This is a genomic window from Neomicrococcus aestuarii (genome assembly GCF_014201135.1).
GTDB lineage: Bacteria > Actinomycetota > Actinomycetes > Actinomycetales > Micrococcaceae > Neomicrococcus > Neomicrococcus aestuarii.
Genome location: NZ_JACHDR010000001.1, coordinates 100,373 through 113,085, shown reverse-complemented (window position 1 = coordinate 113,085; position 12,713 = coordinate 100,373). Strand labels below are relative to the sequence as shown.

At 61.1% G+C, this 12,713-nt stretch carries 11 protein-coding genes; 4 read left to right on the top strand and 7 right to left on the bottom strand.

All coding sequences use genetic code 11. The features are described from left to right. Window positions 1-242: 242 nt before the first annotated feature. Window positions 243-1,730, bottom strand: a complete 1,488-nt coding sequence (locus tag HD598_RS00490) for an NAD-dependent succinate-semialdehyde dehydrogenase (RefSeq protein ID WP_183662891.1) — start codon at window positions 1,728-1,730, stop codon at window positions 243-245. A gap of 122 nt (window positions 1,731-1,852) precedes the next feature. Then, complete coding sequence (gene rsmI / locus HD598_RS00485) at window positions 1,853-2,716, bottom strand: 16S rRNA (cytidine(1402)-2'-O)-methyltransferase (RefSeq protein WP_183662890.1); 864 nt, start codon at window positions 2,714-2,716, stop codon at window positions 1,853-1,855. Between the two features lie 136 nt (window positions 2,717-2,852). On the opposite strand from rsmI, the gene HD598_RS00480 reads away from it, so the two are divergent. From HD598_RS00480 to HD598_RS00470, 3 genes are all read left to right on the top strand, one after another. Continuing rightward, window positions 2,853-3,533, top strand: a complete 681-nt coding sequence (locus HD598_RS00480; RefSeq protein ID WP_183662888.1) for an HNH endonuclease family protein — start codon at window positions 2,853-2,855, stop codon at window positions 3,531-3,533. A 97-nt stretch (window positions 3,534-3,630) separates the two neighbouring features. After that, entirely contained in the window at window positions 3,631-5,262 is a 1,632-nt protein-coding gene (locus HD598_RS00475; protein WP_311538897.1) for a dolichyl-phosphate-mannose--protein mannosyltransferase, read from the top strand. 32 nt (window positions 5,263-5,294) lie between these two features. After that, window positions 5,295-7,178: an AMP-dependent synthetase/ligase gene (locus HD598_RS00470; protein ID WP_183662886.1), complete on the top strand. Its 1,884-nt coding sequence runs from the start codon at window positions 5,295-5,297 to the stop codon at window positions 7,176-7,178. Here HD598_RS00470 and HD598_RS00465 read toward each other — a convergent pair. The 4 genes from HD598_RS00465 to HD598_RS00450 all read right to left on the bottom strand — a co-directional run bounded on the left by HD598_RS00465 (window position 7,168) and on the right by HD598_RS00450 (window position 10,478). Next, window positions 7,168-8,190, bottom strand: a complete 1,023-nt coding sequence (locus HD598_RS00465) for a TIGR01906 family membrane protein (protein ID WP_183662883.1) — start codon at window positions 8,188-8,190, stop codon at window positions 7,168-7,170. The genes HD598_RS00470 and HD598_RS00465 overlap by 11 nt on opposite strands. A 110-nt stretch (window positions 8,191-8,300) precedes the next feature. After that, window positions 8,301-9,788, bottom strand: a complete 1,488-nt coding sequence (gene ahcY, locus HD598_RS00460; RefSeq protein ID WP_183662880.1) for an adenosylhomocysteinase — start codon at window positions 9,786-9,788, stop codon at window positions 8,301-8,303. Window positions 9,789-9,792: 4 nt separating this feature from the next. Then, complete coding sequence (locus tag HD598_RS00455; RefSeq protein ID WP_071893977.1) at window positions 9,793-9,990, bottom strand: hypothetical protein; 198 nt, start codon at window positions 9,988-9,990, stop codon at window positions 9,793-9,795. A gap of 125 nt (window positions 9,991-10,115) precedes the next feature. Then, window positions 10,116-10,478: a DUF3499 domain-containing protein gene (locus HD598_RS00450; protein WP_409366193.1), complete on the bottom strand. Its 363-nt coding sequence runs from the start codon at window positions 10,476-10,478 to the stop codon at window positions 10,116-10,118. A 59-nt stretch (window positions 10,479-10,537) separates the two neighbouring features. Between HD598_RS00450 and HD598_RS00445 the strand changes: the two genes are divergently transcribed. Next, window positions 10,538-11,029, top strand: a complete 492-nt coding sequence (locus HD598_RS00445) for a metallopeptidase family protein (RefSeq protein WP_071893979.1) — start codon at window positions 10,538-10,540, stop codon at window positions 11,027-11,029. Window positions 11,030-11,052: 23 nt separating this feature from the next. Here the strand turns inward: HD598_RS00445 and HD598_RS00440 are convergent, their stop codons facing one another. Continuing rightward, the gene (locus tag HD598_RS00440) at window positions 11,053-12,690 is read right to left on the bottom strand and encodes a DUF5719 family protein (RefSeq protein WP_183662878.1); all 1,638 of its coding nucleotides are present in this window, start codon (window positions 12,688-12,690) and stop codon (window positions 11,053-11,055) included. Window positions 12,691-12,713: the final 23 nt, after the last annotated feature.

Sequence of the window (12,713 nt, the reverse complement as noted above, 5' to 3'; positions counted from 1 at the left end):
TCAGCCCCCGTAGCCTCGGGATCGAATTGATAAATCAACCCTATCGAACATACAAGCGAATAACCACTAAATCGGCTAATTTGTGGATAAGTATTTTTCATTTACCCACAGTTATAGATTATATGTTCGGATATCCACAACGCGTCGAAGAACAGTTCATCGCCGTCGTACTCAGTGCTTAAATACAAAGCGCGCCGCCTCCCCGAAAGGAAGCGACGCGCTATTGCGATTGAAGCTAAGAACTACTTAGCGTCAGCGAAAGGATCAGCAATGCCGATGTACTGCACGGTGGTGTATTCGTCGATACCCTCGGCACCGCCTTCACGGCCCAGACCGGACTGCTTCACGCCACCGAAAGGTGCCGCAGCGTTGGAGATGACGCCGGCATTGAAGCCCACCATGCCGAATTCGATCTGCTCAGCCACGCGCAAGAGCTTGGAGAAGTCCTTCGTGAAGACGTAGGACGCCAAGCCGTACTCGGAAGCGTTAGCCAGCTTGATGGCGTCAGCTTCGGTAGCGAACGTGGTGACAGGAGCAACCGGTCCGAAGATTTCCTGGCGGAGGATCTCGGCGTCGTTAGGCACGTTGTTCAAGACGGTTGGCTGGTAGAAGAAGCCATCGCCTTCTACCTTCTGGCCGCCGGTAACCACGGAAGCGCCGGCAGAAACAGCAGCCGTCACGAGCTCGTGGATGTCATCGCGAGCGCCCGAGTCGATGATGGGGCCAACCTGCGAATCTTCTTCGGTACCGCGGCCCAGCTTCAAAGCAGACAAAGCGGCAGCGAACTTCTTGGTGAACTCATCGGCAACCGTGTCCTGAACCAAGAAACGGTTAGCGGCGGTGCAAGCCTCGCCCATGTTGCGCATCTTGGCAGCCATGGCGCCTTCAACAGCCTTGTCCAGGTCAGCGTCTTCGAAGACGATGAACGGAGCGTTGCCGCCAAGTTCCATCGAGGTGCGCAGCACGTTGTCGGCGGCGTCCTTGAGCAACTGGCGTCCCACTGGGGTGGAGCCGGTGAAGGAGATCTTGCGGAGGCGGTGATCCTTCATGAGCGGACCGGAGATGCCGGATGCGGACTTGGAGGACACGATGTTCACGACACCTGCTGGGACGCCGGCCTCGATAAGGACCTGGCCAAACAGCTGGGAGGTGAGCGGGGTGAGCTTTGCTGGCTTCAAGATGGCCGTGCAACCTGCTGCGAGCGCTGGGCCGACCTTGCGGGTGGCCATGGCGAGCGGGAAGTTCCAGGGGGTCACTAGCAGGGCTGGGCCGACTGGCTTGCGCTGCACGAGGATCTTGTTCTTGCCTTCTGGGGTGGTGACGTAGCGGCCGTAGTCGCGCACTGCTTCTTCGGAGAACCAGCGCAAGAACTCGTTGCCGTAGGTGACCTCGCCGAGGGCTTCCTTGAAAGGCTTGCCCATTTCGAGGGTCATGATGAGGGCGAAGTCCTCGGCACGCTCAGCGATGATGTCGAAGGCGCGGCGAAGGATGATCGAGCGCTCGCGAGGAGCGGTCAGTGCCCACTTGGCCTGTGCTGCATCGGCAGCGTCGAGGGCTGCAATCGCGTCCTCGGAGGTAGCGGAGGCGAGGGTCGCGAGGACCTTGCCGGTGGCTGGGTCGTGGACGTCGTACGTGCCGCCGTCGGAAGCGTCGCGCCATTCGCCATTGATGAGCAGACCCTTGGGGGTCGAGGCCAGTAGTTCGGCTTCGCGTTCAGGAGTGATAGTCATAGTGATCTCCGCACTAGTAGACGGGAAGAATTGGTTCCACGGTAGTCCACCGCTAAATCAACTCCAATTTGAGTACGCACAATTACTTAGCCAGTTCTTTGTCCGCGCGCACAACGGATTGGTTACTTCTTTCTGGACTCCACCACAGCGGCGTAGAGGTCCCGCTGTGGCACGCGTTCGCGCTGCGCTACCGCTTGGACGGCTTCTTTGAGTCGGAGCCCGGATTCGATGAGTTCGTTCACGCTTCCCACCAGGTCCGTGGCTTGCGCTTTTTCTTGCGCGGGGGCTCCCTCGAGCACCACCACAATCTCGCCGCGCACCTCGTTGTCTTTCGCCCAGGCGTGGACGTCTTCGAGCGGGCCGCGGATGATTTCTTCGTGGAGCTTTGTCAGTTCGCGGCACACCGCGACACGGCGAGAAGCACCAAAAGCGTCGATCATGGCGCCCAACAGCGCTTCCACCCGGTGCGGAGCCTCGAAGAACACCATGGTGCGCCGTTCCGTTGAGAGCTCGGAGAGCCGCTCCGCCCGGTCCCCCGCCTTGCGAGGGATGAACCCTTCGAAGGTGAAACGGTCCGTGGGCAAGCCGGAGACGGCGAGCGCAGTCAGCACGGCGCTCGGGCCAGGAATCGCCGTGACGTTCACGCCCGCTTCCATGGCGGCGTGCACGGCGCGGAACCCGGGGTCGGAGACGGTGGGCATGCCGGCATCGGACACAATCACTACGGTTTTCCCGGACGACGCCGCAGCTAGCAGTTCCGCTGCCCGCTCCGCTTCGTTGTGCTCGTGATAGCTCACGACGCTCCCTGAGAGCGTGATACCGAGGGCGTTGACCAAGTGGTGGAGTCGGCGCGTATCCTCCGCGGCCACAATGTCCGCGGTGCGGAGCGCGTGCTCAAGCCGCGGCGTCGTATCCCCCAAATTTCCAATGGGGGTCCCGGCCAACACGATTTCACCCGGGCGCAACGGGGAGACTGAACGTTCCATCCCTCTAGCCTACGCACCGCGCCACAACCGGGGAACTTGTCACAGTTCGAGTCTCTGCGCTGACTAGTAGATATGCTGAATCTCTTGTGTTTTGGGAGATCCTCGAAACTCATCAGCATCACTGGAGTCACACACCTTGGCATCGCCTCTCTCTTCTCTTCGCACTTTCGTCGCTACCGCGGCCTCCACCCTTGCGATCGCACTGATCGCCGTCAGTGGCGCAGCTCCTGCCGACGCCGGCACCACGTACAGCGCACCGTTGCGCACCGCGGTGAAGTCTTTGGTAGTCGCAGCAGAATCTAACTCTGGCTATGACCGCGACCGTTACTTCGGTCAGTGGATCGACGCCAACAAGGACTGCCAAAACTCGCGCCACGAAGTCCTCTTGCAGGAAACCCGCGTCACGGCCACCTACACCTCTTCGCGCCGCTGTAGCGTGAAGTACGGCAAATGGGTGACCACGTGGGACAACAAAATCCACACGAGCGCCACCACCGTTCAGATCGACCACACCGTTCCCGTCCACGAAGCCTGGGGATCCGGCGCGAAGAAGTGGACGCAAGCCAAGCGCGTGGCGTTCTACAACGACATCTCTGACAAGCGCACCCTGAACGCTCAGACCAGCGCATTGAACTCCTCCAAGGGAGCGCGCGGCCCCGAGCAGTGGTTGCCACCGAAGAACCGTTGCGCGTACGTCACCAGCTGGGTTGCCGTGAAGAAGCGTTGGGGCCTCACCGTGGACGCCACGGAGAAGGCGGCACTGACTCGCTTGGCAGCCGGTTGCCCGAACGTCACCGTGACGGTCGCCCGCCGCTAGTAGCGCTGGCGCATCCTTTCTCAACAACTGCCATGAATTCCATGGACGCTCGAGGAGTTGCCCAGTTTGGGAAGTGTTAGCCGGTAAAGTTCACAGGGTGAGCCTTGTGAAACCGGACGCCGCGCGTCGCGTCGTCGATCCGAAACAGGCTTTCACCGAAGAATCCCTGCTGGCGCGGCTCCTCGAGCTCCCCCGCGGAATGCGCCGCTGGTCCGCCGGCCGGCTGGGCTGGATTGTCCCGCTGCTGATCACCGTTCTTGCGGGCATCATGCGGTTCATCAATCTAGATCACCCGCACGCCCTGATCTTTGATGAGACCTACTACGTCAAAGACGCGTACACCATGCTTCAGGCCGGGTACGAGCTGCAGTGGCCAGAAGACCCCAACGAAGGTTTCCTCGCCGGCGCACCCGTCCTAGCCGGTGGCCCCGAATATGTGGTTCACCCGCCTCTGGGCAAGTGGATGATCGCGCTTGGCATGCTGGTCTTCGGGTGGGAAAACGGCATGGGCTGGCGCTCCGGCCCGGCGTTCTTTGGCACGCTCGCCGTGCTCTTCACCGCGCTGATTGCCCAACGCATGTTCCGGTCCGTAGCGCTCGGCGCGCTCGCCGGATTGTTGGTGGCCGTGGACGGACACCAACTAGTGCTCTCCCGCACGGGACTGCTGGATATTTTCCTCATGTTCTTCGTGGTGGCAGCCCTGTACTTCCTGTTGGTTGACCGCGATGACGGGCGCCGCAAACTCGCTGCCCGAGTTGCTGCCCAGGCCGCCGCAAACGGCGGAATCCCCACCCCCAAACAACTTTTGTACGGCCCCTGGATTCTGTGGCGGCCATGGCGGCTAGTCGCCGCCGCGATGCTCGCCGGTGCCGTCTCCGTCAAGTGGTCCGCGCTCGCGTTCATCGCCGTGTTCTGTTTGCTGGCCGTGTGGTGGGACGCACAGGCTCGACGTCAGGCCGGCATCAAGCACTGGCTCACCGCGGCTGTCCTGCGTGATGGTGCCTTCGCGTTCGTCACCATGATGCCCGTCATCGCCGTCTTGTATGTGAGCACGTGGACCGGCTGGATCCTCTCCACCGACGGCTACAACCGCCAATGGGCCGCCGAAAACCCCGGCGAAGGCCTTACCTTCTTGCCGAATTGGCTCAATTCTCTTGCGGACTATCACCGCAGCGCCTATGCGTTCCACCAACAGTTGAGCTCTGATCATGACTGGGAATCCGGCCCCTTCTCTTGGCTCGCCGCGGGTCGCCCGGTTTTGTTCTTCTTTGAACAAATCAGCACCGGAAGCGATGGATGCACCGCGGTGGAGCAGTGCCGTCAGGCCATCACCGATCTGCCAAACCCGCTGTTGTGGTGGGTGGGCTCCGTGGCCATGGTGGTGCTGTTGATCATGTGGGTCGGCAGCCGCGACTGGCGGGCCGGTGCGATCCTTGCTGGCATCGCCGCCGGGTACCTTCCATGGTTCATGTATCCGGAACGCACCATGTTCTTCTTTTACACGATTGGCTACGAGCCCTTCTTGGTCCTCGCGATCGTGTATTTGGCCGGCAGAATCACCAGCCGCCACTATCAGGATCCCGTCCGTCACACGATCGGCCTTGTGGGCGTAGGGTTGTTCATTGGTGCCGTGCTCTTGGTGTCAGCATTCTTTTGGCCAGTGTGGACTGGTGAAACCATCCCGTACGATCAATACCGATTGAGAATTTGGATGCCAAGTTGGAGCTAAATCCGTTCTCTCAGGCAAGTCAAGGAGTACCCGTGCGTGAATCATCCTCCGCGTTGGCAATGGACCTTCCGGATAACTACTCGGTCAGTCAATTGTTGATGGATCGTCTCAAGCGTGGGGGCCAAGCACCCTACGCAGTGCGAAATCCGGACGACCCATCCGAATGGTTGGACGTCTCCACGAGCGAATACCTCGCGTTGGTCCGGTCGGGCGCCAAGCGGCTCATCGACGCTGGCCTGTCCGCCGGTGATTCCGTGGCGATTATGTCCAAGACTCGCTTCGAGTGGACGCTTGCGGAGATGGCCGTATGGTTCGCTGGCGGCATCACGGTCCCCATCTATGAGACTAGCTCCCCGTATCAGGTGGAGTGGATCCTGAAGGACGCGGACGTGAAGTTCGTCTTCGCGGAGACCCCTCAGCGGGCGGATGTGGTGTCTCAGGCCGCGGCAAATGGTGGCCGCTCGGTGCAGATCTTTACTTTTGAGGACGACGACGCTGCCACGATCGCGCCGGCCGGTGAGACGGGTGTTCCACTGGGCGCTGGCATGGCGGCGTTCGTGAACGAGGGCGCCGCTGCCCGTGTGTCCGATGCCGAAGTTGAAGCGCGCCGCTCCTTGGCCGGACTGCAAGATACCGCCACGATCGTGTACACCTCCGGCACCACGGGCCGCCCCAAGGGCTGCGAAATGACGCACGCCAACTTCTGCTTGATCGCCGTGAACCTCAAGATCACCATGAGCGAAGTTGTACCACCGGATTCCCGCACCCTGATGTTCTTGCCGCTAGCTCACGTGCTCGCCCGCGCCGTGCAGTTGGTGTGCCTCTACACGGGAACCCTGGTGGCGCACGCGTCCCCGGCAACTCTGCTTCCCGATGTTTCGAGCTTCAAGCCCACCTTCGTGCTCGCGGTTCCGCGCATCTTCGAGAAGATCCGCTCGGGTGCCACCGCGAAGGCTGAAGCTGGCGGCTCCGGAAAGATTTTCCACCTCGCCGAAACTGCGGCGATCGACTCCTCGATCACCAAGGACGCGAAGTCTCGCGGCGCAAAGCGCCCCTTCTCGGTGCTCAAGAGCGCTGGACTGGTAGCCCAGAGCGCTCTCTTTGAGCGTTTGGTCTTCAAGAAGATTCGCGCTGTGCTGGGCGGCGAAGTGAAGTTCGCCGTGTCCGGCGCTTCCGAGCTGAACGCTTCCGTTGCTCACTTCTTCCGTGGCGCGGGTATCCCGGTGCTTGAGGGCTACGGCCTGACAGAGACCACCGCTCCGGCTGCCGTGAATATGCCGGCTGCAACGCGTGTTGGAACGGTGGGCCTGCCGATTGCAGGAACCACCATCCGGATCGCTGACAACGGCGAAGTGCTCATCAAGGGTATTGGCGTGTTTGCCCGCTATCACAACAACCCTGAAGCCACCGCGGCCGCTTTCGACGAGGATGGCTTCTTCAAGACCGGCGACCTCGGAAAGCTCGACGATGACGGCTTCTTGACCATCACCGGACGCACGAAGGACTTGATTGTCACCGCCGGCGGAAAGAACGTCTCCCCGAATCAGTTGGAAGAGACCGTCCGTGCCAGCCGCATCGTGTCCCAAGTGGTGGTGATTGGCGAGAATCGTCCGTTCGTGGGTGCCCTCATCACGTTGGACGCTGACGAGCTCGCCTCGTGGTCCAAGGCTCGCGGCCTGGGTGAACTCAGCCCCAAGGACGCCGCTAACAATCCACAGGTCCAGGAAGAGATTCAGTCCTTCATTGACCAAGCGAACGCAACGGTCTCGAAGGCCGAATCCATCCGCAAGTACCTGATCTTGGAAGAGGACTTCACGGAGGAATCCGGCCACCTGACCCCATCGCTGAAGCTCAAGCGCCACAGCGTGATGGAGTCACACGCCGATGTGATCGAGGACTTCTACTCTAAGAAGTAGTCTCGAGCTTGAGTTGGGCCACGCGCTTGTCATGTTCGCGACGACGGCGCGTGGGCCACGTGGCGATCAGGGTGATGAGGCAGGTCAAGAGCACAATCGCTCCTACGCCGATGCCAGCGTCCACCCAGAACTGTGGCGGGTACAAGCGAATGAGCGTGTCCGAATAGTTGAACGTCCACGTGCCGTCCTTGAAGAACAGCTGGTGAACGCCAGTGAAGAACGCGCTCCAGTTCACGAGGGCTGCCGTCGCTAATCCAGCGATGAGCACGAGCGTGATGAGTGAGCCCGCAAACAGGCCTCGCCGCACGCCGCCCGGGGCCACGGAGCGGATCGCGAACATGATCAACACAGCCAAAATGAACAGTCCCAGTCCCCCGAAGAACACCGGCAAGAGCACGTTCTTCACATCCACCATGTGGGAGACCTCGGTGTTCAAGAACAGCGGATTTCCGCTCGCATCAACGAGCCCTCCCAAGTACTCTTGTCCAGCCGAATTGCTGAGGTAATCCACGCCGTAATTGCCGTAAGTCAGACGCTCTTCATTCGTGAAACCAAACTGGTCCGCCGGGAAGCCTGGACGGTTGTAGATCGCCCACGCGAACCACGGGGTGGCCACCAGACGAACGGCGCCGATCAGCACCAGCAACGGGAACATCACCGCAAGCACCACCTGCAGGAACCGTGCACCCACGCTGCGCGAAGGATCGCGATCGCGTTCTACAGCGGCACCCGAGGTGAGGGTATGAGCGGAAGCCGAGGCTGCGTCGTCGTACTCCTCGGAATGATCCCGCTGCGAGCCCCCGCGCTCTTGCTCCTCAGAGCCGTAGCTCTTGGCAGCCTCCACTGGGTTCCAGCGGGTGGCGCCGAAGGAATCGTGCTCCTCAGCCGAAGAACCAGCCGCTACTGGGGCGGGCGTCGTTGGGGAGGAATCGAACTTCTCGCTCAAGAATTTGGGCACCTCGTGGGTGGGGATGCGCGCAGTCTGGTTGGGGTTAAACAGGTTTTCCGACATCAACGAACTCCAAAAATCCTATGGCGATCAGTGGCCACGAACTGCGAAACAGTCCTGTGGGTGAAATGAAGACGTCGGGCCCCTCGAATAAGGGACCCGACGCTCAGTGCTTAGTAGCGGTACATGTCCGACTTGTACGGGCCGGCAACGTCAACGCCCAAGTAATCAGCCTGGTCCTTGGTGAGCTCGGTGAGCTTCACGCCCAAAGCGTTCAAGTGCAAGCGAGCGACCTTCTCATCGAGGATCTTCGGAAGCACGTACACGCGCTTCTCATACTCGAGACCGTTGCCATCAGCGGCAGGCTGACCGGCCTTCGTGAAGAGCTCGATCTGCGCGATGGTCTGGTTTGCAAACGAGTTAGACATCACGAAGCTCGGGTGTCCCGTGGCGTTGCCCAAGTTCAGCAAACGGCCCTCAGAGAGCACGATGATGGAGCGCTCAGAATCCTTGCCGGCGTCCATGACCCACTCGTGAACCTGTGGCTTGATCTCGATCTTCTGAACGCCTTCGATCTTGGCGAGGCCCGCCATGTCGATCTCGTTGTCGAAGTGGCCGACGTTTCCGACGATCGCCTTGTTCTTCATCTTGACCATGTCTTCGGCCATGATGATGTCCTTGCCACCGGTGGTGGTGATGAAGATATCGCCGATGCCGACGACGTCATCGAGCGTGGTGACCTGGTAGCCGTCCATGGCTGCCTGGAGTGCGCAGATGGGGTCGATCTCAGTCACGACGACGCGAGCGCCCTGGCCGCGAAGAGCTTCCGCTGCGCCCTTTCCAACGTCACCGTAACCGCAGACCACGGCCACCTTGCCGCCGATCAGCACGTCCGTGGCGCGCATGATGCCGTCTGGCAGGGAGTGGCGGATGCCGTACTTGTTATCAAACTTGGACTTCGTCACGGAGTCGTTGACGTTGATGGCCGGGAAGAGCAAACGGCCCTGTTCAGCGAGCTGGTACAAACGCAGCACGCCGGTGGTGGTTTCCTCGGTGACGCCCAGGATGCGCTCTGAAAGGCGCGTCCACTTCTGCGGGTCCTTCGCGAGGGATTCGCGCAAGCGCTCCAAGATGATGGAGTACTCGTGGGGATCATCCTCGGTGGCGGACGGCACGGCGCCAGCTGCTTCAAATTCCACACCCTTGTGGACCAGAAGCGTGGCGTCTCCGCCGTCGTCAAGAATCATGTTGGGGCCGTGCTCCGGGTTCTCAGCGGCGCCTGGCCACGTGAGGATCTGCTCTGCGGTCCACCAGTATTCTTCGAGGGTTTCGTTCTTCCACGCGAATACGGAGACACCCTGCGGGTCCTCCGGTGTTCCTTTGCCGACGACGACGGCTGCCGCGGCTTCGTCCTGAGTGGAGAAGATGTTGCACGATGCCCAGCGAACCTCTGCACCCAAAGCGACGAGGGTCTCGATGAGCACGGCGGTCTGCACGGTCATATGCAAGGAACCGGCGATGCGGGCGCCCTTGAGCGGCTGGGAAGCGCCGAATTCTTCGCGCAAGGACATGAGTCCTGGCATTTCGTGCTCGGCGAGGCGGATCTGGTGGCGACCAGCCTCGTGAAGGTTGATCTCCTTGATCTTGTAATCGAAGCTCATAGGTTTAGGCGTCCTCTCCGGAAGTCTGGTCTGAGTTGGAGGCGGCGACAAGCCGCGGAATCGAGTTGATAACCGGGTAGCGCGGGAAGGAGCCATCCGCGGCTGGGGCTGTGGCCACCAGTTCTTCGCCATCAAGCTTGAGGGCGGATTTCGTCACGGGGCAACGCAACACTGACAGGAGTTCTTGAGAGGGTAAAGCCATACACCCATTCTATGTGCCGTACCGGGTTCGGTTTACGGCGTCCAGTCTCGCTATGACACGGAAACGGAATGTGTTCTGAGGCGAATGCTCTGGAACAAGAGCTCTGGGCGATACGACAGGAGGTGTTAGCCCTGCGGCGGCAGTATGCGCAAGTGGCCACGGCGGGGGCCGTCGGCAGAAGGCGGAGTGAGCGGCTCGCGTGGCTCTTCTGGCTTCAGCTCTGGCTTTTCCTTGGCTTCTTTCACCGCGGAGGCTAGAGCGTAGAGGTCATTAGGGTCCAGCGGCACGTCGGTGGCGGACCGATCAATGTGCAGGACGCTCCATCCACGCGGCACGCTCATGCGGTTCGCGTGGTCTTCGCACAAGTCATAGCAGTGCGGCTCAGCGTGTTGGGCCAAAGGCCCCAGGACCGCCGTCGAATCAGCATAGACGTACGTTAGTGTCGCCACTGCTGGCGATTTGCACCCTTGTCGCGAACACTGTCTCACCGATCTCACGAAAAACTACCTTACCTCTCTTCCCTATTCTGAAAGAGTAAGCTTTAGGTATGTCCGCTCGTTTCGTGTTTCCTGATGAAGAATCGGGTCCGGCCGCACAGGGACGAAGTTTCCTGAATCGCCGCCGGAATCGTCACGGCCGTGGACTGCGCGGAGCCCTCTTGGTGCAGACTCTTCCAGGCTCCCGTACCCGCGAAGAACGCTTTCAAGACTTAGTGTTCGAATCCGTGGAAGAAGCCCAATCGCGTTTTGAGAGAGAACTCTCAGAGCTCGAGGTCAACATTGAACTCATCCCGCCCACAGCCGGGCTCCTGCATGGTGCGGCTTTGGGTCGCGGGGTTCCTGTTGGTCAGGCGTTCGCGCGAACTCCCCGCAACCCGCCCATCATCACGATCTTCCGACGCCCGGTTGAAGACATGTCAGATGACGCCGCAGAGCTTCCGGACATCGTCAATGACGTGGTCGCCGAGCTGGTGGGCGAGCTCTTGGCCGTCTCCCCCGAGGACGTTGATCCTCGCTACGGCCGCCCGCGCCGCCGCTAAAGAAGCCGCCGCTAAAGAAAGCGCTACGGCAGGATGACCGGGATTCCCTGCGTCGCGCTCGAGCTCGGTTGGATCGTGAAGGCGGTGACGCCCGTCTTTCCACTCACGCTCAAGCCGCCTCCATAGACCGCTCCGCCGCTGGTATCCAGGACAAAGGACCGCGACGATTCAAAAAGCTTCGTGTCCACCATGAGGGTGGAGTTTGCGGCAATCTTGTGCGTTATCGCCTGACCCAAGGTCCCATCTGAGCCGAGGGATCGGAGGGAAACGGAAGCTGCGGCGTCGTCCGTCGACAACAAAACGTACGGATTCCCGCCTTCCGGAAGTGTCACCAACTGGCGCTGACTCAGCCGCTCCCCCGCCGCAATGAACGCCGAATCGTGCGCACGGGTGACCGAATCGCCGCGCACCGTGCGGGCGCCAGCAACGATCGAGCGGTTAGCGCTGACGCGGATCGAATAGGAACCCGCCGGCAAAGAGTCCAACGACACCGCGCTGGTACGTCCGCCCGGGAGCGCATTCGGGATCTCAATGGTGTGCTTGGTTCCGGACGCGTCCGTGGCAACGGCTTTAACCGTCGCGGCTGCAGCTCCCGGCACACTGACCAGCAGCTCAGTTCCCGCGCGTCCTTCTGCGCCGGAGGTCAAGCTCTTAGTGGCGGCTGCAGATTGCACCCACACGAATGGCACCACGGTGTCCGTGCTGGCGCCGACGCCGCTGGAAATCGTGTCGATACCGGCCGGAACCAGACCCCGTAGCGCGCTCTGTTGGATGCTCGCGCTCACGGCCCCGCCCTGAGACTGCACCCGGAGGGAGACGGCTGGGTCATTCGGCACAATGCCGCCCACGAGCATCGAATACTGCGCGCCGGGGGCAATGACGAGTCGGTCCAGCGTTCCCACTTGCGGCTCTTCGTCCGTGGAGCCGTAGACGCTCACGCTGACGGTCGCTGGGGAATCGGACGGGTTGGCAATGGTGAGGATCGAGGTGTTTTCGGTTGCGGTGGACGCTCCCACGAGCCACTGATCGTAGCTCGGGGCCATGCACGGTGCCGATGAGAATCCGGCGAGATCGCCGTCCTTGCTCAGCGTGGTCCGCATTCCCGAGATCATCGTGGGCTGGTTTCCCAGCGATTGCGCGGCGAGCTTCGCAAAGCTCTCACGGCTGTCCGAAAGGTTCTTTCCCACCACGTTGGTGGTGCCGTCCTCGCCGCTGGAGAGTAGCTGGGTGGCCTGCTTTTCTGGAATGCGCTGGGTGAGGTGCTTTGCTGTGGCTGTGGCGGAGCTTTCTCCGGAACCGTCGAGCGCGCTTTGCTCGGCGAGGGACGTGATGCTTACGCCGGGGATGCGAGAGCCCGCGTCAGAGAGCACGCCGACGCTCACGCCCGTAGTTTGCTCGGTAGTGTCTGCGGTGAATTGCGAATCCGTGGTGGCATCCGTGTTCACGAGGGCTGGGGTGGCGGCGCACGAAAGCAACGTGTCCGCCGAAGGAACATCAGCCACAGGTGCCTCAAACGTTGCGGTCTCTGTGGTGATGCTTTTGAGCGCTGGTTCAGCGACGATCACACCTGCGGCGAGGCCCACCAACAGGACGCCACCGATGCTCGATTTCCACGGGAACGGTTTGCGCTGCTTCGCTGGGCTCTCGTTTTCGGCAGTCATCTCAGCTTCTTCAGACGTTTTCG